The following is a 25651-nucleotide window of genomic DNA, read 5'->3' as shown; positions in this document are numbered from 1 at the left end:
TCAGGCTTCCGCTGTCGGTCACCGGTGACACGGTGTGGGCTCGGGAACCCGGGTTTGAGCAGTGAGCGGATGGGCGGCGCGACGGCGCGCCTCTGGTCCGGCCTGCGCTGCGCCGGTCGTCAGTTGGGCTGCTGGTCACCGGTGACATGGTGGCCTGGGCGGCGCCGGTCGTCAGTGGACGCTGCTGCCCAAGGAGCCGGTGTCGAGGCGGCCGCCCGGGTGGGCGGTGAAGTTCCAGCGGTCCTGGCCGGTTCCGCCGAGCACGATCACCACCCACGCGGCCTCGGGGTGGTCGGCCAAGTAGCGCGCCCGGCCCAGGTCGCGGCCCTCGGGGGCGGTGCCGAGGATCAGCACGCCCGGCGCGCCGGTGGCGGCCGCGGCGGCGGTGTCCAGGGCGGCGGGGATGCCGTCGAGCACGGTCAGTTGCTCGCCCTTGATGTTCACCCGCAAGTCACCGGTGACAACCTGGACGCGATCGGACCATGGGCTGCTGACCAACTCCTCGGCCCACGCCGCGACGACCTCGCGGGCCGCCTCTGCGTCGCCGGTGACACCGATGACACCGCCGCTGCGGCCCAGGTCGATCAGCTCGCGGGTGCCGTCGGTGGTGCCCAGTGTGACCAGCCGCGGGCAGGGGCTGGCGACGTCGCCGGCGGCGGGCTGGGCCTGAAGGTCGCTCAGCGACGCGATCCAGGAGCGGCCGTCGCCGCCGGCTTTCCACGGCGCCACCGCCGAGGTGTCCGGGGTCGCCAGCCGGAGCACGATCCGGTTCTCGTCGAGCGTCACGCCCAGGATCGCGGGCGTAGGGCGACCGGTCCCCTGAGCCGAGGTGACCAGCCCACGCAGGGCGCGGTCGAGGATCCAGTCGGTGGCGGCGTGCAGGGTGCGCATCGGCGACGTCGGGTGGTCGAACGACGGCGGCTTCGGAGCGGGCTTGCGGCGACGGAACAGCACCACGGCGACGGCCGCGCCAACGATGAGGACGCCGGCGATGAGTAGGGCGATGACCCAGGCGGGAGTTCCGGCGTCGGACGACGGCGACCCCGGAGTCGCCGCAGCGGGAGCGGGCGGCGCAGTGGACGGTGGCGCACTCGACGCGACCGGCAGCGGGCCGGTCTGCACACCGTCGCCCTCGGCATCGGGCGGAAGCAGCAGGATCCAGCCCGCCTCGATCTCCTCCGGGTTCTCCAGCGCCATGCCGTCCGGCTGAACCCGGCCCTTGTTCAGCGCGAAGATCTCGGTGAACCGGTCGCCGTCCCCGAGGAAGCGATCGGCGATCTCATACAGATACTCGTGCTCGCCCTGCCACTCCTCCCGAACCTGATACCACTTCGGGTCGGCGCGCCGAGCGAGAGCGTCGCGCTCGACGGAGGGCCCACGCTCGGCGAAGAAGGCACGCTCCGCGACAGGGCCGCGCTCGGCGGGAAAGACACGCCCCGCGAGAGGGCCGCGCTCGGCGGGAAAGGCACGCTCGGCGGGAGGGGTGGCGCGCTGGGCGGGCTGGGTGAATGCCGGCGTCGCCGGGAACGCGACCAGCAGGGCTGCCCCGAGGAGGGCGGCCCTGCCGAGGAGACGGGGAGTCATGATCTTCAGTATGACCCACTCAGCAGCCCGGGGCGGTGGGCTCCAGTCTCGTGTAGACGGTGATGCCGAGGGCTCCGGTGTCGAGGCGGCCGTCGGGGTGGGCGGTGAAGCGCCAGCGGTCCTGGCCCAGCACGACCACGACCAAGGCGCCGTCGGGGCGGTTGACCAGGCTCTGCAGGCGTTCCATGTCCTTCACCGGCGAGAACTTCCGCCGCAACCTCGCCATCGTCGACGAGGTCACCGCCATCGGCGCCGAGATCGGCGCCACCCCGGCGCAGACCGCGCTCGCCTGGATCCTCACCCGTGGCGACGACATCGCCCCCATCCCCGGCACCCGCCGGGTGGCCCGGGTCGAGGAGAACACCGCCGCGGACGCCCTCGAACTCACCGCCGCGCAACTCGCCCGCCTCGACGCGCTGCGACCGGCGGCCGGAGCCCGCCACGACGACGCCAACATGGCCGGGATCGACCGGTAGCGGACTGATTCACCGCGGGACGGCCTCGGCCGGCTGGTCGTGGGTGACGTCGTCGGCCGAGCGGGGGATCAGGGCGGACAGGGCGATCATCACCACCACCACGATCAGCATGGCGATGAAGATGCGGTGGACGGCGACGGTCAGGCGGGCCGGGTCGACCGCGGACGAGCCGATCACCGCGTTGGCCATCGCGCCGAAGACCGCGGCTCCGACGGCGCTGCCCAGGGACCTGAGGAAGATGTTGTTGGCGGTCACCACGCCGCGGTCGGCCCAGCCCACGCTCGACTGGGCGGCGATCAGCGTCGGGGCCGCCGTCAGGCCCATGCCGAGGCCGATGACCAGGCAGAAGGCGGCCACCTGGAGGATCGACGAATTGTCGCCGAGCAGGAGCAACAGGATGATGCCCACGGTGGCCACGGCCGTGCCGATCAGGGCGGTCGCCCGGAAGCCAACACGCAGGTAGATCTTGCCGGCCTGGCTGGCGGTGATCGGCCAGCCGATGGTGAGGGCGCCGAGGGCGAGGCCGGCCACCAGCGGGCCGGTGCCCAGCACGTCCTGGGCGTACGTCGGGATGTAGGAACTCAGGCCGATCAGGATGGCGCCGACGCCGACCGAGATCAGGCCGCTCGTCACCAGGAGCCGGCGGCGGAACACCCAGAGCGGCAGCACCGGCGACTCGGCGGTCCGCTCGACGAGACCGAAGACGACCAGCAGCGCCGAGCCGACGCCGAGCACGCCGAGGCTGATCGGAGAGGTCCACGCCCAGGCCTGGCCGCCTTCGAGGATGCCGAGGATCACCAGGACCAGGCCGGCCGTGAGCAGGGCGGCGCCGCGGTAGTCGACGACCTGCCGGCGGCGCTCGACCCGCTCCTGGAAGCCGCGCACGATCATCGCGCCGGCCAGCAGGCAGAGCGGGATGTTGACGAAGAAGATCCAGCGCCACGACAGCCATTCGGCGAACACCCCGCCCAGCGTCGGCCCGACCACCGACGCCACCGCCCAGACGCTGGCGACGTACCCCTGCACCTTGGACCGTTCGCGGACCGAGTAGAGGTCGCCGATGATGGTGATCGTGGTCGGCAAGATCGCCCCGGCGCCGAGGCCCTGCACGACCCGGAAGATGATCAGCGGCCACATGCTCCAGGCCACGCCGCACAGGATCGAGCCGAGCAGGAACAGCCCGATGCCCCACAGGATCACCGGCTTGCGCCCGAACAGGTCGTTGAGCTTGCCGTAGATCGGCACCGACACGGCCTGGGCCAGCAGGTAGATGGAGAACAGCCAGGGAAACTCGGTGAAGCCGCCGATGTCCTTCACGATCGACGGCACCGCGGTCGCGATGATCGTCGCGTCGATCGCGACCAGGCCGGTGCAGAGCATCATCGCGGCCAGCACCGGCCCACGTTCCGAGCGCAGCCCCACATTGTTGTCCGTCACCAACCTGGCCTACCCCAGGACCAGCGCGAACGCCGAACGAGCGCAGCCAGAAGAGGGCGATATCACAATCAAGATCAAGTTCCGGTCGTAGCGGGGTGGTGGGTGCAGACCGCTGCTCCCGCCGAGGGTCGCTCCGCTCCACCTGCGTGAGCGGTTGCGCTCCGGCCGCTGACGCGGCCGGAATGGCGAGCCGAGCCCGGCCCACCACCTGAAGCGCGGCAGCTGCATCTGTCGGTGCGTTCGGCCGCTCACCCCGACCTCGACCTGCATCTGCCGCTGCGATAACCGGCTCGTGTCGAGACGGCCGACGGCGTGGCCCACACCTAGCGGGCCGTGTAGCCCCCGTCGATCGGCAGCGAGACGCCGGTGATCATGGAGGCGGCGTCGCTGAGGAGGAAGACGATCGGGGCGGCGATCTCCGCCTCGGTGGCGTAGCGGCCCAGCGGCATCGCCTCGAGGAACGGGCCCTGGATCTCGTCGCGGCCCCAGTAGAAGGCCGACATCGGGGTCATGACCACGGTCGGGTTGACGCTGTTGACCCGGATGTTGTGGCGGCCCAGTTCGAGCGCGGACACCCGGGTGATGCTGTCCAGGGCGGCCTTCGACGCGGCGTACGAGACGTGGCCGTAGAGGGCGACCAGCGCGGCCTGGCTCGACACGTTGACGATCGACCCGCCCCGGCCGGCGGCGATCATGCTCTGCGCGGCGTACTTCGTGACCAGCAGCGCGCCCCGGGTGTTGACCGCGATCACCTCGTCGAAGACCTTGATGTCGGTCTCCTGGGGGGTGGCGATCTCGCCGCCGAACCCGGCGCAGTTGACCACGCCGGACAGTGGCAGGCCGGCCAGGGCGTCCCGGACGGCGTCCTCGGAGTGCAGGTCGAAGGGCAGCCCGCGGACACCCGTCTCGGCGACGATCGGCGCCAGGTTCTCCTCGCTGGTGCCGGCCGCGATGACCTCGGCGCCGTGCTGGAGCAGCAGCCGGACCGTGGCGCCGCCGATGCCGCCGGAGGCGCCGGTGACCAGGATGGTGCGGTTGGTGAAGTCGAACATCGGTGTCCCGTTCCTAGTAGCCATGCTGCCTATTTCACCGCGCCCATGGACTGACCACGGACCAGTTTGTTCTGGGCCACCCATCCGGCGATCAGGACGGGGAGTGGTCGGCGTTCCCGTCACTCTGGTCGGTTCTTCCGGTTCACTGGTCGGCGGTGACGACGACCTTGACGTGCTCGCCGGAACTGGCGGCGGCGAAGGCCTCGTCGACCTTCGCGAGCGGATAGCGGGCGGTGATGATGTCCGCGGGGTCCACGACCCCGGCGGCGAGCATGCTGATGGCCTGCTCGATGTCGTCGCGCGTGTAGGTGGCGCTGCCCTGCACGCGTACCTGAAGGTCCTGGATCTCGGGCAGCGGAACGGTGACCGGCGCCGCCGGGACGCCGACGACGACCACGGTGCCGCCCTTGACCGCGATGGCGATGGCCTGGTCGACCGAGCTCTGCACGGAGACGCAGTCGAACACGATGTCGGCGCTGGTGCCCAGATCGTCGCGAATGGCGTCGACCATGCCCGGGTCGGCGCCGTCGTGCACCGAGTCGGCGCCGAGCCGGGCGGCCCGGTCGCGCTTGGCGGGGGACAGGTCGCTGACCGCGATCCGGGCGGCGCCGGCGTGGCGCGCCGCGATCAGGGTGAGCAGTCCGATGGTGCCGGCGCCGAGGATCGCCACGGTCTGGCCGGCCAGCTCGCCGCCTCTGTCTCCGCTGTTTCCGGTGCCGCTGCTGTCGCGGGCGCTGTCTGCGGTGGCGCTGCTTCCAGCTGCGTTGTTTCCCGCGGCGTTGTTCCCGGCGGTGCTGCTTCCGACGGCGCTGCTTCTGGCGGTGCTGTTTCCGGCGGCCAGCCGGACGGCGTGCACGGGAGTGGACAGCGGCTCGACGAGGACGGCGAGGTCGTCGCTCAGCTCGTCGGGGATCGGAACGGCGCGGTCCTCGGGGATCGCGAACCACTCCGCGAGGCCGCCGCCCGGCGCCGTGCAGCCGAAGAACGTCATGGTGGCGCAGAGGTTGTAGCGGCCGTCCCGGCAGTACTTGCAGGTGCCGCAGGCCAGGATCGGCTCGATGACCACGCGGGTGCCGGGCGCGAGGCGGCTGCCGTCGCGGCTGGACTCGACCGTCCCGTAGATCTCGTGGCCCGGGCGGTAGGGGAGGGGCACGAACGGGTGCCGGCCGTGGAACGCGTGCACATCGGAGCCGCAGATCCCGACCAGGCGCGTACGCACCACGACCTCGCCGTCCGCCGGGGTCGGGGTGTCCGCGTGCTGGAGTTCGACGACGCCCGGGGAGGTGACGACTGCCTGGCGCATCACGACCTCCTGGTTAACTCGCTTGAAACGCACAGTAGGTCATGTCACCGGTGTTTGCCACCGGTGTCATGCCCGAAAATCACAGGCCATGTCATCGGTGACATGAGAGGACGGCTGAGTCCGGCTCAGGAGCGCGCGGCGACCTTGCAGGACTCACGCTCGATCAGCGTGACGTCCAGGATGTTGGTCTTCCGCAGCCGCCGCTTCGGGTGGTCCACCCGGTCGAAGACGCGCTGGGCGGCCAGCCGGCCGATCTCGTTCGGGTCCTGGTCGATGACGGTCAGCGCGGGACGCACCAGGTCGGCCATCGGGAAGTCGCCGAAGCCGACGACGGCGAGCTGGTCGGCCGGCAGCGCGTGCAGCAGCATCATCGAGCAGCGGGCGTTCGACGAGAACACCGCGGTCGGCCGCCATGGGTGATCGAGGAGCCGGGTCACCGCGTCCTCGGTGCTGGCGCGGTTGTCGACGTACGCCTTGATCAGACCGTCGTCCTTCTCGATGCCGGCCTCGTCGATCGCGCGCCAGTAGCCGGCCAGCCGGTTGAGCTCGGTCGACAACCTGAGGTCGCCACCGACGTAGGCGATCCGCCGGTGCCCGTGCTCGATCAGGTGCCTGGTGGCCTGGTAGCCGCCGACCTCGTCGTTGTCGGTGAACGTGTCGGCGGACAGCCCGACCGGCGCCCGGTCGACGAAGACCAGCGGCGTGCTGTCCTGCCAGCGCTTGAGCCACGAGTGGTCGATGCTGATCGGGGCGACGACCAGGCCGGCCAGCCGCCGGCTCAGCAGCGATTCGAGGATGTCGCGTTCACGTCCCGGCTCGTCACCCAGATTGGTGAGGAGGGTGGCCACGCCGCGCGACCGGGCCAGGTCGTCGACGGCCCGGGCGATCGCCGCGAAGAACGGGTCGACCACATCCGGGACGGCCACCCCGATCGCCGACGACCGCCCGTTGCGGAAGGTGGTCGCCAGCACGTTCGGCACGTAGTTGAGATCGCGCATGATCTGCTCCACGTGCAGCCGCGTCTCGGGCAGCACGTGGGGGTCGTCGTTGAACACCCGGGACACGGTCTTCGCGCTCACGCCCGCGCGGGCGGCAACATCGCGCATCGTCGCCATGGGGTCACCTCCGCGGTCCAGGGTTCGCTTGATCAGCGCCCCGGCAGCATACCGTCCACGACCTCACGCAGTTCGGACAGACGCGGCTGAGCCCGCTTGGTCAGGTATTCCTCACGCAGGTCGGCCGACACCGAGAGGCTGTCCTTCCACAGCGACCGCCCCGCCATCGCCCCGCCCGCACCGTTGGCCATGGCCATACCCACCTGCCCGAGGAACGTCGAGTGGTCGACCCCCGCCGACAGCACCGCCCAGGGCACGCCCTCCGCCGCCGCGGTGACCGCAACGCAGCCCTCGGCCGACCCCGGGTACTGCAACTTCAACACCTTCGCGCCGCACTCGACGGCCAGCTTCGCCCCACCGGCGACCAGCCCCGGGAACGCGTCGGCGTACTCCTCTTCCGTTTCTCCCTCCACCCGATAGGTGAGGATCTCAACGATCAGCAGCAGCCCCTCCTCGGAGCAGGCGCTGATCAGCTCCCGCATCTCCCGCGCCACCCGAGACGCGGCGTCCTGCTTGTCCGGCCGCACGTACCACAACATCTTGGCGACATCACCGCCCAGCTCACGCGCCCGCTTAGGCGTAACACCTTCGACAAACTTCGTGTATCGCAGCCCGTCCACATTCTCGTAGCCGGACGCGTCCAGCCCCACCACGAGCGCGGTGTCCCGTCCCAGCACACCGTCGTCAACCACGGCCGGCAGCGCCACCTCCGGGTCAAGCAAAATCGCCGGCGCGTAGTTGCCGAGGTGACGAACAAGGTCGGCCTTGGCCGCAGCCAGCTCATCCTTGCTGATCGAGCCGGGCCCGTCCGGCGCGTCCGTCATCGCCGCCTTCATACCGTTGCGCTGATCCGCCGCCACAATCAACATGCGGCCGGCCGGCGTGGAGATCGCGGCAAGGCCACGACGCTCAATGGTGTTCACGGTGCGCTTCCAATCTTCGGGGGGTACGCGGTCATCCCGCGCGCTACGCCCTCGTCGGGCGTGTGTGGCGGTGAGCGGCGGCGCTCTGTCTTGCGAGCGTGGTGGCCTCCGCGGGTGTGATGTCGCGGTGTGCGGTGGCGCTGCGCTTTTTGGGCGTGGTGGTTTCGTCGGGTGCGGTGTCGCGGCGTGCGGGGTGGCGGTGTGGTTCGTGGGCTCGTCGCGTGTGGTGTCGCCGTGAGCGGGGATCGCCCCGCGATCTGTGGTCGGGTGATCTGATGATGTGGGGTCGTGCTCAGCGAAAGTCGCGCTCGTTGCCGACGCGGCTCTCAGGAGGCGGGCGGCGGCTCGCGTGGCGCCGTAGGCGGTCTCCTGCTCGCGGCCGGAGACCGACAAGGCCGGGAGGACACGCGACCGCGCGCGCCGTACTGCGGCCATTCCCGCCCAGCCGCCGGTGAGCGTCGCGGAGATGGCCGGCGGCAGTTCACGATCCATGGCCCGGATCAGCTCGGCAATCTCGTCATTGCTGTGCCGCAGCACGGCGCCGAACACCTCCGCCGGGGTCGCGCCGTCACCGCGAACGGTCAGCTTGAGCACCCCGTCGTCATTGCGTGCGCCGGACACCTCGATGGCACCGGCCGGCACCGCTCCCTCGAACGGCAACGCCATGACACCGGTGTCGAGCACGTCGCGCCCGGCGCGGTCGGTGATGCCCGCGGTCTGCAGGGCGCGACGTAGCAGCAGCCCACTCTTCACCCCGGCAACGAGGACATGCTTCCCCGGCACCACATGCCGGACCTCGTTGATCAGATGATCCGCAAGCCGTCCCCGCGCCTCGAACCCGAGCGGCGCGTCGATCACCCGAAGCAACACCTCGGCCGTGCCCATCGACACGTGATAGTGATCAGGCGGCAACCCGCCACCCGCCTCGGCCGCCACGAGGTGGTCATGCCCGGCAACCGTGATGAGCGCGCCGGCCATGTTCGCCGGAACGGCGATCCGACTCGCCGCGTCGCTCGCCGCGATCGCTTTGCCAGTCCCGCCTTCCGCGCTCTCCGCGCCGCCAGTCCAGCTTTCCGCGCCGCGAGTCCAGCTTCTCGCGCTCACCGCGCCGGTCGCGCCGCCTGCTGCCTCCGCCGTGCCACCCACTGCGCTCGTCGTGTCGCCAGTCGCGTCGCTGGCTGCGAGGCCCCAGAGGGTTCCGGCGTCCAGCAGTGGGGGCAGGAAGGTTTCGTCGACGCCCAGGGCGTGCAGCATTGCTGGCCACGGGCGGCCGGTGTCCTGGTCGATCAGGCCGGTGCGGGAGATGAGGGAGTGCTCGACGGCGGCGCGGGCGCCCAGGGCCATGGCTACGAACTCGGGGAGGTTGAGCCAGCGCAGGCCGGACAGTTGCACGCCCTGGTCGCGCAGGTAGGCCAGCTTGGCCACGCTCACCTGCGCGCCCAGCGGCAGGCCGGTGCGGCCCGTGAACTCGGACCGGACGCCGGGTGGGAAGGCGGCCGCCTGCTCGGCGCCGCGCGGGTCGAACCAGGCGTACCCGGGGGTGACGGCCCGGCCCGTGACGTCGATCAGCATGCCGGTCTCGCCCATGCCCGCGATCGCGATGGCCTCGATCTTCTCGGTCGTACGGGTCAGCAACTCCTGGACGCAGAAGAGGAGGTCGGTCGCGTCCAGCTCGGTGGTGCCGCCGGGGCCGGGGCGCCATGGCGTCGGCACCTGCTCGGCGGCCAGTTCGACGCCGTCGAGGTCGGTGACGAGCAGCTTGATGCCGGTGCTGCCGAGATCGATGCCCGCGACCGCCACTGAAGGTCTCCTGCCCGGAGGAATGTGTTCATGTCACCGGTGACTTGATCGACCATGTCACCGGTAACATGGTCCTCATGATGTGGCGCTCCGAGACACGTTGTCAACCGGCCGAGGCGGTGGTCGTGGCCGTCGCGGGCGTGGCCGGAAGCGGCAAGTCGACGCTTGGCCGTGCGCTGGCCACGGCCTTGGAAGCGCCGCTGCTGGACCTCGACTCGATGACGAATCCGCTGCTCGACGCGCTGCCGGCCGAGGCCCTCGGCGGCCACTGGCTCGCCTCGCCACACAGTGCGGTGATCCGCGACGGCCGCTATGCCGCGCTCCGGGCAGTGGCGCGCGACACGGTGGCGACGGCTCGCCGGGCCGTGCTGGTCGCCCCGTTCACCGAGGAACTCCGCGGCGGCTCGGCCTGGGAGAGGCTGGTGGACGCGACCGGGGGGCTGGCGATGGTCTATCTGACCGGCGACGACGACCTCTTCGCCGCGCGCCGGGACGGCCGCGCCGAGAGCCGCGACCAGCACCGCGTCCCCGCGCCGCCGTCATCCCCCGACATACCGGTGATCCCGATCGACGCCGAGCTGACCACGGATCAGCAGCTGCTCCGCGTGCTGGCCGCGCTCGGCTGCCGCTCGACGATCGAGCCGTCAAACCGGACGACTGGCGCGGCTGGCTAACTACCCGCAAGGTCGGCCGGAGGCTCACTGGGTGGCGAGCCACTCCCGGTAGGTGGTCTTGACGATCACGGTGTCGTCCTTGGCGATGAGCGCGTCGTCCTTGGCGGCGGCAAACATGCCGGCTGTGTCATCGGTGACAACCGTGCGGTGGTCGCCGGCTGCCGCCAGTGCGATTCGCCCGAGCTCGTCGAGCGCGAACACCTCCGGCCCGGCGTAGCTGCGCGTCCCGTTCAGCGGCGCGCCCATGCACGCGTCGGCGACCGCCTGCGCCACCTCGGCCGAGGCCATCGGCTGCACCAGCGTGGCGGGCAGCCGCACCGTGGTTTCGTCCGAGGTCCACGACAGCACCGCCTTCATGAACTCGAAGAACTGCGTCACCCGGACCACCGAGTACGGCACCGGTCCGCCCTTGAGCAGATCTTCCTGCAGCACCTTGGCCCGGTAGTAGTCGAGCGCCGGCACCTGCTCGGCCCCGGTGATCGACAGCACGACCGCGTGGCCCACGCCGGCTGTGGCGGCGGCCGCCAGCATGGTGGTCATGCTGGTCCGGAACCAGTCGATGGACGCGTCGTCGAAGGTCGGTGAGTTGGTCAGGTTGACCACCACGTCGGCGCCGGTCAGTGCCTCGGCCAGGCCCGCGCCGGTGATCAGGTCGAGCCCGGTGGACGGCGAGTGCGGCACTGCCTCGTGCCCGTTCGTGTTCAGGATCTGCACGACCTGCGACCCGATGAGCCCGGTGCCACCGAGGACGGCGATCTTCATAATTGAAGCCTTTCTGGCGAGGTGGAGGTGCGTTCGCCAGCTATGACCGGGCAGTCCCACGATCTGTGACAGCCGCGAGCGGAAATCTTCCCGGCGCAGAACCGGGCGCGTTGCACGAACAGCAGCTGTCGTCGGCGTCGAGCCGGACGGCGTCCGCGGTGAACGCGCCGCTCTGCAGCCGGAGCCGCCGGCAGCGCTCGTACGCCAACCGCGCCGGGGCCTCACCGGTGTCACTGGCGTTCCCGTCGTCCGGCGGCTGGGATCGGCCCGCCACCGCCACGGTCCCGCTGCACCTCAATGCCGGCCCGAACACGATCGAGATCGACAGCAGCACCCCGGTCTACTCGCCGGACCTCGACGCCATCCAAGTGCCCCGCTGGCCGGGCCGCCACGGTGAGATCGAGCAGGGTGCGTCCACGGCCCCGTGGTGGACGGACCCTGCTTCACTCGGAGCCATGCCCTCATCGGACGGTGCGTACGACGAACTGCTCGCCGCGGTCCAGGCCCGGGTCAACCGCTACGCGAACAGCGGCGACGCCGAGGACGTGCTTGATCCGGCCGGGGTTCGTGACGCCGAGGTGCTGCTGGGCTCCGAACGGGCGGCGACGAACGAGGTGAGGCACGCGGTGGGGCTGCTGTTCTATGCCCGGCACGCCGTGCTGGCGGCCGTGGACGGCGAGGAGGACATGGACCGCGCCCAGCCGCTGCTGGAGCCGATCATGGATCAGATCCCCGATCTCGTCGAGCAGATCGGAGTGCTGGGCCGGCGGCCGTCCCAGCCGGTCCGGCTCAACCCCAAGACGGCCCCCGCCATCGCTTATGGCAGCCGGCCGCTCGGCGAGATCGACACCGTCATCGCGGTCACCCGGCACGCCATCCTCGCCGCCGACGATCAAACCGACATCGTGCCGCTGCGGATGAACCAGGCCGAGGCGCATCAGTTGCGGTTCACCCGGACCGGGGAGGTCGCCGACCTGGACGACGCCATCGCCATCGTCCGGTCGGTGGTGGCCGACGCCGCGACCAGCAACCGGCTCACCACGCTCGGCACGTTTCTCCAGCTCCGGTTCGCCGCCGCCGGTGACACCGGTGACGCGGAGGACTCGATCGCGGTGATGCGCGAGGCTCTGGACACGGCCGCGGAGGACGACGAGGACCGGCCCATGTACCTGTCCAACCTGGGCCGGGCCCACCTGACCCGCTACGTGTACGTCTCGCAGGATCCGGCCGACCTCGACCGGGCGCTCTCGCTGATCCGGTGGGCCGTCGCCGCCACCCCGGAGGGGGAGTTGGGCCGCGACACCCGTCTGCACGCGCTGAGCCAGGCCTACCGGATGAGCTTCGCCCGTTCGAACGACCCGGCGGACCTGGAGGCGGCCCTGCGAGCGATCCACGAGACGGTCGAGGCGACCATCCCGGAGCACCCGGACCGCGCCGAACGGATCCTCGACCTGGGCGTCACCCACCTGGCCCGCCACCAGCAGTCCGGCAACCGTCAGGACGCCGCGGTGGTCAAGGACGCCGCCAAGCAGGTCATGCGGGCCGTCCCCAAGGACCATCCCCTGTACGCGGCCGCCCGCGACATGCTCGACCTCCTCCGCCGCCGCGGCTGATCCCGCCCGGTTCGGCGAACAAGCGCTGCCCCCGGTCTGGGCGCGTTCCGCGGCACTGTGGTGTCCACCCGTCCGCGTCGCCCGCCGTTCACAATCGACTGTCTCGCACCGCGGCGGATTCTCCCCCACCATCAGGCAAACCCTCACGGGTACGCCGGGAGCAAGAACGAACGTTCTTTCTGTCTCGTTGACCCGCACAGTGACGTCCACAGCGCTTCGGGCCGTCAGCGACACCTCGGTGGCCCGGATCCGGCCGCCGACGCTCGTGTCGAATGATCGACTTTCCGCAGTGGAGCCACCCCTGAGCTGGGCCGTCGAGCCGGTCCTGTGCGGGAGATCACCGGGCCGGGCCGAGATTCGTGGTGGACAACAAGCCGGCGCCGGTGATCATGCTGCATGGTTGCCGGATGATCGCGACGATTGTGGAGCATCTGCGCCGGCACGCTGCCGAACGGCCCGGGAAGGTGGCCGTCGAGGCGGGTAGCCGGGCGATCACGTTCGCCGAGCTCGATGAGCTGACCGGGCGCTTCGCGAGCGGGCTGGCCGCGCTCGGTCACCGGCGCGGCGAGACCGTGCTGATCTGCGTTCCGGCCGGGATCGACGCCGTGGTGGCGGTGCTGGGGACGGTGCGGGCGGCCGGCCTCGGCGTACCCGTGAACCCTCGCTCTTCCACCGCCGAGCTGGCCGGCCTGGCCGAGGACTGCGCGCCGGCGCTCACCGTGACCGCGCACGGCTCGACCACCGTGGCCGGCGTGCTCGCCGCCGCCACCGACGCGGCCCCGCGTGACGACCTCGGCCTCGACGAGGACGCCTGGATCCACTACACCTCGGGCAGCACCGGCCGGCCCAAGGGCGTGGTGTCCAGCCAGGGGCGCTGGCTGACGATGGTGGATCGTTCGCTGGTCCGGCACCTCGGGATCGCCGAGAGTGACCGTCTGCTGTGGCCGTTGCCGCTGTTCCACGCGCTCGGACACGCCCGGTGCGTGCTCGCCGTGACCGTGATCGGCGCCACCGCGATCATCCTCGACCACCCGTCCGACGGCGACGTCATCGAGGCGCTGCGGACCACCGCGCCGACCATCCTCACCGGCGTGCCGACCGTCTACCACCGGTTGCTGGCCACGCTCGGTGAGCAGCGGGTCGAGACGACCCTGCGGATGTGCGTGACCGGGGGAGCGCCCTGCCCGCCCGAGATGCGCGCCGGGGTCCGCGAGCTGCTGGGGGCGCCGCTGGTCAACAGCTACGGCAGCACCGAGACGTGCGGCGCGATCGCGATGGAACTGCCCGGGCAGGAGATCGTGGCCGAGGGCTCGGTCGGGCGGATCGTCACCGAGGTGCGCGTCGTCGACCCGCGGACCGGCGCCGAGCTGCCGCGGGGTACGGAAGGTGAGGTCCGGGTACGCGGCGAGAGCGTGATGCGCGGCTACCACCGCCAGCCCGAGGTGACCGCGCAGGTGCTGGTCGACGGCTGGTACCGCACCGGCGACCTCGGCCGGCTCCGGGCCGACGACCAGCTGGTGCTCACCGGGCGGGCCGACGACCTGATCATCCGGGGCGGCGCCAACGTGCACCCGGCCGAGATCGAGAAGGTGCTGCTCGCCCTGCCCGAGGTGGCCGACGCGGCGGTGGCCGGACGCCCGCACCACCGGCTCGGTCAGGTCGCCGTCGGGTACGTGGTGGCCGCCCACGACCGTGTCGACCCGGCTGCGGTGCTCGCCGCCACGCGCAGCCGCATGTCGGCGGCCAAGGCGCCGGACGAGATCGTGCTGATCGACGCCGTTCCGCGTACCCCCTCGGGAAAGGTCATCCGGCACGAGCTGGGCGCGCCGCAGCCGGACCGGCCCGACGACGCGGTCGCGATCATCGCCATGGCCTGCCGTTACCCGGGTGGTGTGGCCTCGCCGGAAGACCTGTGGTCGCTGGTCGGCAAGGAGATCGACGCGACCGGCCCGTTCCCGGCCGACCGGGGCTGGGACCCCGACCTGTACGACCCCGACCCGGACCGGGCCGGCCACACGTACGCCCGGGGCGGCGGCTTCCTCGACGACGTGGCCGGCTTCGACCCCGGGCCGTTCGCGATCGGCGACGCCGAGGCCGTGACCATGGACCCGCAGCAGCGGCTGCTCCTGATGACCGCGTGGGAACTGTGGGAACGGGCCGGGATCGCGCCGGCGTCGGTCCGGGGCAGCGACGTCGGCACGTTCGTCGGCCTGATGTACCGCGACTACTCCCGCCTGGCCGGCGACGACCCGTCCGGCGAGGTCGAGGGGCACCTGGGGCTGGGCTCGGCCGGCAGCGTCGCGTCCGGGCGCATCGCGTACACGTTCGGGCTCACCGGTCCCGCCGTCACGATCGACACCGCCTGCTCGTCGTCCCTGGTCGCGCTGCATCAGGCGGCGGCCGCCGTACGCAGCGGCGAGTGCTCGATGGCCATCGCCGGCGGCGCCACGGTCATGTCGACGCCCGACTCGTTCATCGGCTTCAGCCGCCTCAGGGGACTCTCGCCGGACGGCCGGGTCAAGGCGTTCTCGGCCGACGCCGACGGCACGAGCTGGGGTGAAGGGGCCGGGCTGCTGCTGCTCGAACGGCTCTCCGACGCCCGCCGCCACGGTCATCCGGTGCTGGCGGTGGTGCGCGGTTCGGCGGTCGGCTCGGACGGAGCCTCCAACGGGCTGGCCGCCCCGCACGGCCCCGCGCAGCAGCGGGTGATCCGGGCGGCGCTGGCCTCGGCCGGCCTCGGCCCCGCCGACGTGGACGCCGTCGACGCGCACGGCACCGGCACGCTGCTGGGCGACCCGATCGAGGCCCAGGCGCTGCTGGCCACGTACGGGCGGGACCGGCCCGCGGACCGGCCGCTGTGGCTGGGCACTGTGAAGGCGAACCTCGGGCACACCCAGGCCGCGGCCGGGGTCGCCGGGGTGATCAAGATGGTCGAGGCGATGCGGCACGGGCGCCTGCCGCGCACGATCAACGTGGACCGCCCGAACGACCACGTCGACTGGACGGCGGGCGACGTGCGGCTGCTGCTGTCGGCGCGGCCGTGGCCCTTGTCCCCGGATTCGCGACCGCGGCGGGCGGCGGTGTCATCGTTCGGGATCTCCGGGACGAACGCGCACGTGATCATCGAGGCCCCGGCTCCCGCTTCGGCCTCGCCCGCACCGGACATCTCGGACACCGGGCCTTTGCTTCTCTCCGCCTCCGACCCCACCGCGCTGGCGCTTCTTGCCCGCGGGCTCCTCGAACACGGCCCGGTCTCCGCGTCGGCGCTGGGGGCGCGGGCGGCTCTGCGGCATCGGGCAGCGGTACTCGGTGACGATGCGCTCACCGCGCTGAGTGCCGGGCGGGCACATCCCGACCTGGTCATCGGGGCCGGCCGGCCGGCCGGGAAGGTGGCGTTCGTCTTCCCCGGGCAGGGCTCGCAACGGCTCGGCGTGCTGCCGTTCCCGGCCTTCCGGGCCGCGTACGACGAGGTGATGGCCGCGCTGGGCGATCCGGTCCCGCCCGGCGCCGACATCGCGCTGACTCAGTACGCGCAGCCGCTGCTGTTCGCGTACGGCGTCGCCTCGTACCGTCTGCTCGCATCCTGGGGCGTGCGGCCCGACGTGCTGGCCGGCCACTCGATCGGCGAGCTGGCCGTGGCCCACGTCGCCGGGATCCTGTCGCTGGCCGACGCCGCGACCCTGGTCGGCGCCCGCGCCCGCCTGATGGGTGCGCTGCCCACGGGCGGGGTGATGGTCGCGGTCAACGCGTCCGCGGACGATGTCCGGCCGCTGCTCCGCCCCGGCGTCGACCTGGGCGCCATCAACGGCCCGCGCTCGGTGGTCCTGTCCGGCGACCGCGAGCCGGTCGAGGAGGTCGCCGCGACCCTGCGGTCACGGGGCCATCACACCAAGGCTTTGCGGGTCAGTCACGCTTTTCATTCGGTACGGATGGAGCCGATGCTCGCCGAGTTCGCCTCGGTGGCGGCGACCCTGACGTACGCGAGCCCCACCGTGCCGATCATCTCCTCCCGCACCGGCGAACCCGCGGCCGGCGACGACCTGCGCTCGGCGTCGTACTGGGTCAACCAGATCCGCGAGCCGGTCCGCTTCGGCGACGTGGCCGCCCGGCTGCCCGCCCTGGTGGTGGAGCTGGGCCCGGCCGCGTCCCTGGCCACGCTCATCCCGCAGGGCACCCTGCCCGCGTCGGCAACCGCCGCGGCCACCCTGTGGGCGCACGGCGTGGACGTCGACCGCCAGGCGCTGCTCGGCCCGGCCGACCCCGCGCTGGCCGCAACCTTGCCGACCTACCCGTTCACCAAACGCCGGTTCTGGCTGTCCACCCTGAAGCGCCCCGCGGCGCCGCTGTCCCACACCATGCTGGAGATTCCCGGCACGGACACCCACATCGCGTACGCGACCTTGTCACCGTCCGCCCAGCCCTGGCTCCTCGACCACCGCATCGGCCACGAGCCCTTGGTTCCCGGCACCCTCTTCATCGACCTGGCCACGTCCTTGGCCCGCTCGGCCGGCGCGCCGACGCTGACCGAACTGACCATCACCCGCCCCGTCCCGATCGCCGACACCCCCTTGGACCTCCAACTGGTCCTGGGTCCCGCCGCCCCGGACGGCACCCGCCCCCTGACCATCTACCTCCGCGACGGCGACGCCTGGACCCCACACGCCTCGGGCCGCGCCCTGCCTTCCACCGAGCCGTCGCCCGCCCCCGCCGTGCGTTCTGACTCGTCCTCCCTTTCGCCCGGCGGCGTCCCTGCCCAAGCCGACTGGTCTTGGGCCGCCGTGTGGCCGCCGCCCGACGCGGTGCCGGCCGACCTGACCGATCTCTACGTGGGAACCGGCTACGGTCCCGCGTTCCAGGGCGTGACGGCGGCCTGGCGCGGGGGCGACGCCGTCTACGCCGAGGTCAAGCTGCCCAGCGCGGCCGGCCACTGGCCCGGCCTGCACCCAGCCCTGCTGGACGCCGCCCTGCACCCGTCCCGGCTCCTCGCCGCCGCCGGCCCGCCCCGGGTGCCGTTCGTCTGGTCGAACATCCGCCGCTACGACGGCACCGCCACCACCGCGCGCGTCCGATTGACCTCCACGGGCACGGACCGCCTGAGCGTCCAGGTGGCCGACGCCGAGGGACGCCCGCTGATCGACATCGGCGAACTGATCGTCCGGGCGCTGCCCCAAGCCCTCTACCGCCCGACTTGGTCACCCCTCCCCAACGCGCCCGAGCCTGGCCCCGACCCGGTGGTCCTCGACGCCACCTACCCGGCGGCATCAACGCCGGACGACGTGCACGACCAGGTCTTCACCGTGGCCGAACGCCTCTCGGAGCTGGTGGCCGGCACCGACCGCATCGTCGTCACCACCACGTCGCCCGCAGTCGCCGGCCTGACCCGAGTCGCCGCAGCCGAATACCCCGACCAGGTGGCCCTGGTCCTGCTGGACGACGCCTCATCACCCGCCCGCCCCGCAGCCATCCGCGCCGCCACCACCAACCCGGAGATCCAGGTGGTCAACGGCGAGTTGGGCACCCCCAGCCTGACCCGCGTCACGACCACCCCCGCTCTCCCTGCTCTGGATCCCGCCGCCCCTTCGGCCGCCCCTTCGGCGGTCACCACTTCCGCCGTCACGGCTTCTGTCGCGCTTTCGGCCACCGCCCCTTCGGCCACCGCCCCTTCGGCCACCGCCTCTTCGGCCTCGCAGGCTTCCGTCGGGTCGGGCGCTGGCGAGCCGACTCGTTCTTCGGCCTCTTCGGCCTCTTCAGCCTCGGGTGAGGTGTCTGTCAGCGGCGGATTCGGCGACGGCACCGTGCTGATCACCGGCGGGACCGGCGCCCTGGGCCGGCTGCTGGCCCAGCACCTTGTCGCGACCCACGGTGTCCGTCACCTGCTGCTGGTCAGTCGCCGCCCCACCGAGTTGACGATCGAGGGCGCAACGGTCACCGTCGAGGCCTGCGACGCGGCCGACCGAGACGCCCTGGCCGCCGTGATCGCCGCCGCCGACCCGCCGGTGACCGCGGTCGTGCACGCCGCCGGAGTGATCGACGACGGCCCGATCGAGTCTCTGACCCGCGACCGTGCCGACGCCGTCCTCCGCCCCAAGGTGGACGCCGCCTGGCACCTGCACGACCTGGCCGGCGACCTCACCGCGTTCATCCTCTGCTCATCCGCGTCCGGCCTGCTGGGCAACCCTGGCCAGGGCGCCTACGCGGCCGGCAACGCCTACCTGGACGACCTGGCCCGCCGCCGCCACGCCGCCGGACTGCCCGCCCTGTCCTTGGCCTGGGGCCCGCTGGCCCTGGACGGCGGCATGCCATCAGCCAAGTCCCGCCTCCGGCCGATGTCTCCACCCGAGGTCACAGCGGCCTTCGACGCCGCCCTGCACAGCAACGAACCAGTCTTGGCCCCCATCATCTTCGACACTGCCGCGCCACCCACGCCCGCTCCTCTCCGCCCAGCCCCCGAACCCCTGGCCGGCCTCGGCAACCTGTCCGGCGAAGACCTGACCACCGCCCTGGAAGCCCTGGTCCGCGACGAGGTAGCCGCCGAACTGGGCCGCACCGACCCCGCAACAGTCGACGTCCGCTCAGCCTTCACCGACCAGGGCCTCGACTCGGTCAGCTCCATCCAGCTCCGCACCCGCCTGGTCGCCGCAACCGGCATCCCCATGCCCGCCACCGTCGTCTTCGACCACCCAACTCCCGCAGCACTGGCCGCCTGGCTGGCCGACCGCCTACCCACCGCCTCCGCCCCACCAGCTCCGTCGTCGGCCCCTGTTCCTTCCCCGGCCTCTGCTTCTCCCTCAGCCGCAGCTACTCCCGTGACCGCTTCCTCTTCCGCGGCCGCAACATCAACTCCTCCTGCGGTCGCTCCCTCTTACGCAGCCTCGACGTCCTCCCACGTGGCCTCCGCGGCCATCCCTCCTGCGGCCATCGCTTCGGACGCGCTCTCCGCATCTCCCACGGTCACCACCTCTCACGCCCCGTCGTCTTCACGCTCACCAATGGCCGCGCCGCCTTCCCGGCCCACCGGCCCCGACGCACCCGCCGAGCTGGCGACAGTGGTCGGGCTCTTCCACACCCTGCGGGCCGGCGGGCAGCACCGCCTCGCCGCGAACCTGCTGATCAGCGCCTCCGCCGCGCCCGCGGACGGGCAGAACGACACCGCACTCGAACCGGTGCCGGTGACCGACGGCGACGGCGACGGTCCCGTGCTGGTCTGCCTGCCGTCGCTCGGGCCGGCCGCGGTCGCCGAGTTCCTCCCGCTGGCGCGGGCGGCAAGCGGCCCGCTGACCGTCCTGCCCCTGCCCGGCTTCACCGACCGGCGTCAGGTGCCGGAGTCGCGCGACGATCTGTTCGAACGGCTCGCCGACATGGCCATCGCGGCCGCCGATAACCGCCCCATCGTGCTGGTGGGCCGGTCGAGCGGCGGCCAGCTGGCCCACGCGACGGCCGGACGGCTCGAACGCCGCGGGCGCCCGGCGGCGGGCCTGGTGCTGCTCGACACCTACGAGCGTGACCTCGGCGACGTGACCGACGAGTGGCTGACCAGCCTGGTCACCACCGGACTGGCCCAGCTGCACGGGCGCCTCGGCCCGGTCGCCGAGCAGACCGCGCTGCTGACCGCCGGGGCGTACATCCGGCTTCTTCATGGTTGGCGCCCCGGTCCGATCGCCACGCCGAGCCTGCTCGTCGGGGCGGCCGAGCCGGTCGCGGGCATGCCGGCGGATTGGCGCACCACACGTTCGATGCCGCACGAGCGCGTCGAGGTGCCCGGTGACCACTTCACGATGCTCGACGAGCACGCCACGACCACGGCGGCGGCGATGGGCGCATGGGTGGCCCGCCTGACGTGAGTGCCGAGGCGTGGTGAGCCGATCCAGCCGGCCGGACCTCGCGCCCAGAGCCGGGGGAGCGAGGCGTTGTGAGGAGGGGTCAGCGTCGAGCGACGGATCTATGGGCGCCAGGTGCCGATCGCGGCGATCAGGCGGTCGATCAGCTCGTCGGGGACCCGGCTCCGTTGCATGGCCGTGTGGTAGACGATCGGCCCGATCAGGGTCGACGTGAGCTCCTGGTCGTGGGCGTCGGTCTCGAGCTCGCCACGGCTCACCGCCACGGCCACCGCAGCGCCCAGCCGCTCGTTGATGGTTCGGACCGACGCATCGCGCCTCTCCGCGATCTGCGGGTCCCAGATGGCCGCCTGCATCAGCGTGAGCGCCACAGCGGCAACCGGCGGGACCACCAGTTCGTCGGCCATCGCTCGCAACTGGCCTCGCAGCCACGGCCGGACCGGGTCGCCCGGCTCCTTGAAAAACGGCAGATCGGCCCCGGACATGACGTCGAGCAGCAGTTCCTCGGGCCGCGTCCAGTGCCGGTAGACGGTCGCCCGTCCCACCCCGGCCTGCTGCGCGACGCGCTGGTGGGTCACCGCCCCGGGTCCCTCGCCGACCAGCAGCTCCCGCGCCGCGACCAGAATCGCCTCCCGGCTGCGCGCCGCCCGTGGATCGGTCGAGTAACTCACGGTCGCATCGTACGTCCGTGCTTTTCCGCTCCGGCGCCGGAGCGGACGCGACACGGCTCGTGAGCACGCGGTCAGGCAGCATCGCGGCGGTGGAACATGTAGGCGGAGACCACCAGGACGGCGGCCGTCCAGGCGACTGTGGCGGAGAAGCCGCGCGTGGCGTCCCACGCGGGGGTGTCCGGCAGGAAGCGGGTCGCGGTGTCGGAGGCTCCCCGCAGCAGTGGCCCGGCTATGACATGGGTGCCGAGCAGGGCCAGGACCGTGGCCAGGGCATTGCGGATCATCGTCCCGGCGGCGAACGCCAGCACGGTTGTCAGCGCCAGGTACGTCGCCGCGGCGGCCGGTTCGGTCGCGGGGACGGACGCGACCGCGGCCAGGGGCAGCGTGACCGCGACGAGGGTGACCGCCTTGGCCGCGTGCAGGGGGAGACGGCGGGGCATCGCGAGCAGCGTCGTGGTCTGGCTTTCCGTGGCGGCAAGCGCGCCCAGCACCAGGAAGCCCGTCTGGGTGTAGGCGATCGGTTCGACGTCTAGCCAGGCCAGCAGGGCTGTGGCTCCCAGGGTGAACGCCGCGGTCAGCCGGAGTGACGGCAGCGTCACGAGCTTGCGGAGCTCGGCCATGAGCCAGTTCATGCGTCACGCCGGCGGAACAGGAGGGCACCGACGACCAGGAACGCCGCGATCCACGCGCTCATCACCAGCCCGGCGGTCACGGGGGCGATCCGCACCGGGAAGTCGGACTCGCGGAGGAACATCTGCGCGCCCACGATGTCGGGCAGGTAGGCGGCCGCATCGGTGACCTTGGTCAGCAGGTAGGACACCGAGACGAACGTGCTGTTGACGATCAGGAACGTCAGCGGCACGATGCCGTTCCGCACGATCAGAGTGATCGAGTACGCCAGCAGCGCGAGCAGCACCCAGTACAGCACCGCGGCCGCGAGCCGGGCGAACGCCGGGACCGGCACCCGGTCGCCGTGCAACACCTGGGTGAGCCCGGTCGTCGCGGCCGTCGCCACGCTCGCCTGCACGGCCACCACGAGAATCAGGGCCGTTGCCTTGGCGAGAAGCAGGCGCATCCGGCGCGGGCCGGCGATCAGCGTCGCCGTGAGCTGACGTGCCCGTGGCGCCTCGTCGCCGGTGGAGGTCAGCTCGCTGCTCATGATGACCACGCCGAGGATCATCGGGCCGATCAGCCCGACGCCGAGTTCGACCAGGCCGGTGTCGGAGTGGGCCAGGTCGGCCCGGCGGGCGGCCGGGGCGTTGATCAGCACGACGACCGGCGACAGCAGCACGCCGAGCAGCAGGCCGACGCGTGCGGTCGGCAGCCCGAGAAGTTTGCGCAGCTCGGCGCGAACCAGGCTCACCACGGCCCACCGCCCGCGGTCAGCGCGAAGAACGCGTCTTCGAGCGAGCCGTGGCCGCCGACCACTTCGGCGAGCGTGCCCTGCGTCACGATGTGACCCTTGTCGATCACGACCACGTCGTCGGCGATCTCGGCCAGCTCGCCCATCAGATGGCTGGACAGCAGCACGGTGTTCCCACGTGCCGCGCGATCTCGCAGGAAGTCGCGCATCCACCGGATCCCGGCCGGGTCGAGGCCGTTCACCGGTTCGTCGAGGATCAGCACCTCGGGGTCGCCGAGCAGGGCGGCGGCCAGCCCGAGCCGCCGGCTCATCCCGAGCGAGAACCGTCCCGCCCGCTTGCGTGCCTCACCGGCCAGCCCGACGGTCTCGAGCACCTCGTCGACGCGCGAATCGGGCAGGCCGTTGCTGGCCGCCACCCAGCGCAGATGTCCGCGAGCGCTGCGGGCGCGGTGTGCTCCGCTTCCGTCCAGCAACGCGCCCACCGTCGTCAAAGGACGTTTCAGGCTGGCGTACGGGTGGCCGCACACCAAGGCCGCCCCGGACTTCGGTCGGTCGAGGCCGAGCAGGACACGCAGCGTGGAGGTCTTGCCGGCGCCGTTGGGACCGAGGAACCCGGTAACCCGGCCAGGCTGCGCGACGAAGCTCACATCGTACAAAATCTGGGCCCTGCCTTTGATCTTGTTGACCCGCTCGACGGAAATCATGGGGAAGAGTCAACCTGCTCGGCGGCGGGGGCGCGTCGGACCGTGATCCGATTTTGCGGCGCGGTCTCAGACCCTGGTCCGAGAACTACAGTCGTTGCCGTGAACGCCCAATCCCGCCCCGTCATCAGCGCCGGCATCGCGCCCGTGCTGGCGATGGTCGTCGCGGTGCTGGTCGTGTTGCTGTGCACCGTGGGCGGCAGCGGACCGACCGCGGTGATCATCCCGGCGTCGCTGGCGGGCGGGGCGGCCGCGGCGGCGGTGTGGGCGGTGCGGCGGGCACGGGCCGACCGCCGCGACTACGAAGCGCGACTGACCGCGTGGGCGGCCACCGAGGCGGTGCTGGCCGAACGACTGCGTATCGCGGGTGACCTGCACGATGTCGTGTCACACGCCCTGGGCTTCATCACGGTGCGTGCCGCCGCGAGCCGCCACATCGATCGGAAGACCGACATGGAGGCTGCGCTCGGTGACATCGAAGACGTCAGTCGGCAGGCGACCGGCGAGCTGCGGCGGATGCTCACCGTGCTGCGCTCGCCCGCGGTCACGGCGCCGGTCGACAGCCTCGACGACCTGCCCGGCATCGTCGGCGGGGCGACCCGGGCCGGACTGCGGGCCACGCTTGCTGTGGACGAGGTAGGAGAGGTGTCACGGGGTGTTCAGGTCGCGGTCTGTCGTACGGTGCGTGAGGCGCTCACCAACGCGGCCCGGCATGCGGGGCCGACCGACGTGCGGGTGAACGTGCGCCGCGACGAAGAGCACGTCGTGGTGACGGTTGCCGACGGTGGGCCCGGCGAGGTCGGCTGGCGGGCGACGCCGGGCGCCGGGCACGGCCTCATCGGGCTGCGGGAACGGATCGAGAGCCTCGGCGGAACACTGCTCGCCGAACGGGTCGAGGCCGGCTTCCGGGTGGTCGCGCGGATCCCGGACGTGCCCGCATGACGCGCGTGCTCCTGGTCGACGATCAGCCTCTGCTCCGCCAGGCCCTGGCGTTGGTGATCGACCACGAGCCGGATCTGACCGTGGTGGGGGAGGCGGACAACGGCGCCCAGGCGGTTCAGCGGGCCCGCTCGACCCGGCCCGACGTGATCCTGATGGACGTGCGCATGCCGCGCGTCGATGGGCTGGAGGCCACCCGGCGCATCTGCGCCGATCCCGAGCTCGCGGCCGTGCGGGTCGTGGTGCTGAGCATGTTCCAGCTCGATGAGTACGTCTACGGCGCGCTGCGCGCGGGCGCCTCGGGCTTCCTGCTCAAGGATGCGCGGCCGGCGGAACTCATCGATGCCATCCGGCGTACGCATCGGGGTGAGTCGCTCTTCGCTCCGGCGATCCTGACCCGGCTGGTCGAGACCTATGTGGCGGCGCCGCGGCCTGGCCGCCGGCCCGCCGCGCTGAAGTCGCTGACCAAGCGTGAGGTCGAGGTGCTGACGCTGATCGGTGGCGGCCTGTCGAACGACGAGGCCGCCGAGGGTCTGGGCGTCTCGGTGAAGACTGTCAAGACCCACATCACCCACCTGCTGGCCAAGCTCTCCGCGCGGGACCGCGCCCAGCTGGTGATCGCCGCCTACGACGCGGGGCTGGTGCGGCCGCGCCGCTGAGGCCCATGGCGGGCGCGGCCGGGTCGGGGGTCCAGCCGCCGGCTGCGCCGCTCTCTCGACGAGGTGCTGCTCGGGCGGCCAACATGCCGCCGGCACTTGTCTTACTACCGTCGCCGGCCCGGCGGGGACAGTAGGCGTGGTCATGCCAGCCCCGACAGCTTGTAGAGCACCAGCGACCCGGCGACAGCCACGTTGAGGCTCGGACCCGTGCCGACCATCGGAATCTCCACCGCACAGTCGAGCAGGTCGAGCGCCTCGGGCGGGATGCCGGTGGCCTCGTGGCCGAGAACCATGACCGTCCGCCGGTCGGCGACGGGCAGGTCAGCCAGGCGGATGGCTTCGTCGGCCAGCTCGACGCCGACGACCCGGGCGCCGCCCGCCCGCTCGGCGGCCAGCCAGCTGAGCGGATTGCCGACCCGGTGCACGCAGCTCGGCCGCCGCAGCGTGTTGCCCCGGGCCAGGGCCTCGTCGACCCATCGGAAGGGTGGCACCGCGAGGCAGGCGCCAACCGCATCGCAGGTGCGCAGGAGGGTCCCGAGATTGCTCCCGTGCAGCGGCCACAACGGGGCCGCGACCAGGTGGCCCCAGCAGCGGTGGGCTCGGGGCCGGCGGACGGCGCGGAGATCTTTCCGGGACCGGACCCGGATGGCCGGGCTCACCGGACAGGAGCGATCAAGCTCCCAGCTTTGCCGAAGAACATGTGTGAAGGCACTTAGCGGCGTACCCGGGCCATCGACGACGACT

General features: G+C 72.0%; 19 protein-coding genes. 6 read left to right on the top strand and 13 right to left on the bottom strand.

Annotation, left to right across the window (positions count from 1 at the left end):
• Positions 1 to 171: 171 nt before the first annotated feature.
• Entirely contained in the window at positions 172 to 1584 is a 1413-nt protein-coding gene (locus tag AB0O15_RS12570; protein ID WP_364317722.1) for a hypothetical protein, read from the bottom strand.
• A 19-nt stretch (positions 1585 to 1603) separates the two neighbouring features.
• Positions 1604 to 1771, bottom strand: coding sequence for a hypothetical protein (locus AB0O15_RS12565; protein WP_364317721.1), 168 nt, complete (start codon positions 1769 to 1771; stop codon positions 1604 to 1606).
• Between AB0O15_RS12565 and AB0O15_RS12560 the strand changes: the two genes are divergently transcribed.
• Complete coding sequence (locus tag AB0O15_RS12560; RefSeq protein WP_364317719.1) at positions 1770 to 2060, top strand: aldo/keto reductase; 291 nt, start codon at positions 1770 to 1772, stop codon at positions 2058 to 2060. The two genes, AB0O15_RS12565 and AB0O15_RS12560, sit on opposite strands and share 2 nt — an antisense overlap.
• A 9-nt stretch (positions 2061 to 2069) precedes the next feature.
• Here AB0O15_RS12560 and AB0O15_RS12555 read toward each other — a convergent pair whose 3' ends face one another.
• The 5 genes from AB0O15_RS12555 to AB0O15_RS12535 all read right to left on the bottom strand — a co-directional run bounded on the left by AB0O15_RS12555 (position 2070) and on the right by AB0O15_RS12535 (position 9690).
• Entirely contained in the window at positions 2070 to 3497 is a 1428-nt protein-coding gene (locus tag AB0O15_RS12555; RefSeq protein WP_364317718.1) for an MFS transporter, read from the bottom strand.
• A gap of 323 nt (positions 3498 to 3820) precedes the next feature.
• Positions 3821 to 4573, bottom strand: coding sequence for an SDR family oxidoreductase (locus AB0O15_RS12550; protein WP_364317716.1), 753 nt, complete (start codon positions 4571 to 4573; stop codon positions 3821 to 3823).
• Positions 4574 to 4691: 118 nt separating this feature from the next.
• Positions 4692 to 5852, bottom strand: coding sequence for an alcohol dehydrogenase catalytic domain-containing protein (locus AB0O15_RS12545; RefSeq protein WP_364317714.1), 1161 nt, complete (start codon positions 5850 to 5852; stop codon positions 4692 to 4694).
• 125 nt (positions 5853 to 5977) lie between these two features.
• Positions 5978 to 6967, bottom strand: a complete 990-nt coding sequence (locus AB0O15_RS12540; RefSeq protein WP_364317712.1) for a LacI family DNA-binding transcriptional regulator — start codon at positions 6965 to 6967, stop codon at positions 5978 to 5980.
• A gap of 32 nt (positions 6968 to 6999) precedes the next feature.
• Positions 7000 to 9690, bottom strand: a complete 2691-nt coding sequence (locus tag AB0O15_RS12535) for an FGGY family carbohydrate kinase (RefSeq protein WP_364317711.1) — start codon at positions 9688 to 9690, stop codon at positions 7000 to 7002.
• Positions 9691 to 9767: 77 nt separating this feature from the next.
• Between AB0O15_RS12535 and AB0O15_RS12530 the strand changes: the two genes are divergently transcribed.
• A complete protein-coding gene (locus AB0O15_RS12530) occupies positions 9768 to 10364 on the top strand; it encodes an AAA family ATPase (protein WP_364317709.1) in 597 nt (198 codons plus the stop codon).
• 24 nt (positions 10365 to 10388) lie between these two features.
• Here AB0O15_RS12530 and AB0O15_RS12525 read toward each other — a convergent pair whose 3' ends face one another.
• Positions 10389 to 11126, bottom strand: coding sequence for an SDR family oxidoreductase (locus AB0O15_RS12525; protein ID WP_364317707.1), 738 nt, complete (start codon positions 11124 to 11126; stop codon positions 10389 to 10391).
• 65 nt (positions 11127 to 11191) lie between these two features.
• Here AB0O15_RS12525 and AB0O15_RS12520 point away from each other — a divergent pair, with 65 nt between their 5' ends.
• Positions 11192 to 12739, top strand: coding sequence for a hypothetical protein (locus tag AB0O15_RS12520; protein ID WP_364317706.1), 1548 nt, complete (start codon positions 11192 to 11194; stop codon positions 12737 to 12739).
• Positions 12740 to 13146: 407 nt separating this feature from the next.
• Positions 13147 to 20580 (top strand): SDR family NAD(P)-dependent oxidoreductase, encoded by a 7434-nt coding sequence (locus AB0O15_RS12515; RefSeq protein ID WP_364317705.1) that lies wholly within the window; start codon positions 13147 to 13149, stop codon positions 20578 to 20580.
• Positions 20581 to 20678: 98 nt separating this feature from the next.
• Here the strand turns inward: AB0O15_RS12515 and AB0O15_RS12510 are convergent, their stop codons facing one another.
• From AB0O15_RS12510 to AB0O15_RS12495, 4 genes are all read right to left on the bottom strand, one after another.
• Positions 20679 to 21245, bottom strand: a complete 567-nt coding sequence (locus AB0O15_RS12510) for a TetR/AcrR family transcriptional regulator (RefSeq protein WP_364317703.1) — start codon at positions 21243 to 21245, stop codon at positions 20679 to 20681.
• Positions 21246 to 21316: 71 nt separating this feature from the next.
• Entirely contained in the window at positions 21317 to 21877 is a 561-nt protein-coding gene (locus AB0O15_RS12505; RefSeq protein WP_364317701.1) for a hypothetical protein, read from the bottom strand.
• A complete protein-coding gene (locus tag AB0O15_RS12500; RefSeq protein ID WP_364317699.1) occupies positions 21874 to 22608 on the bottom strand; it encodes a hypothetical protein in 735 nt (244 codons plus the stop codon). The genes AB0O15_RS12505 and AB0O15_RS12500 overlap by 4 nt, the downstream gene beginning before the upstream one ends.
• Positions 22605 to 23312: an ATP-binding cassette domain-containing protein gene (locus AB0O15_RS12495; RefSeq protein WP_364317698.1), complete on the bottom strand. Its 708-nt coding sequence runs from the start codon at positions 23310 to 23312 to the stop codon at positions 22605 to 22607. Before AB0O15_RS12495 ends, AB0O15_RS12500 begins: the two co-directional genes overlap by 4 nt.
• Positions 23313 to 23411: 99 nt before the next feature.
• Here AB0O15_RS12495 and AB0O15_RS12490 point away from each other — a divergent pair, with 99 nt between their 5' ends.
• Both AB0O15_RS12490 and AB0O15_RS12485 read left to right on the top strand, forming a co-directional pair.
• A complete protein-coding gene (locus AB0O15_RS12490; protein WP_364317696.1) occupies positions 23412 to 24251 on the top strand; it encodes a histidine kinase in 840 nt (279 codons plus the stop codon).
• A complete protein-coding gene (locus AB0O15_RS12485) occupies positions 24248 to 24907 on the top strand; it encodes a response regulator transcription factor (protein WP_364317695.1) in 660 nt (219 codons plus the stop codon). Before AB0O15_RS12490 ends, AB0O15_RS12485 begins: the two co-directional genes overlap by 4 nt.
• 140 nt (positions 24908 to 25047) lie before the next feature.
• Here AB0O15_RS12485 and AB0O15_RS12480 read toward each other — a convergent pair whose 3' ends face one another.
• Positions 25048 to 25566 carry a TrmH family RNA methyltransferase gene (locus AB0O15_RS12480; RefSeq protein ID WP_364317693.1) on the bottom strand — a complete coding sequence of 173 codons (519 nt, stop codon included), beginning with the start codon at positions 25564 to 25566 and terminating at the stop codon, positions 25048 to 25050.
• Positions 25567 to 25651 lie beyond the last annotated feature (85 nt).

Origin of the sequence: Actinoplanes sp. NPDC089786 (assembly GCF_040684855.1) — a bacterium.
Lineage (GTDB): Bacteria > Actinomycetota > Actinomycetes > Mycobacteriales > Micromonosporaceae > Actinoplanes.
Note: the sequence above shows the minus strand (reverse complement) of the source record. Positions and strands in the feature narration are given on the sequence as shown.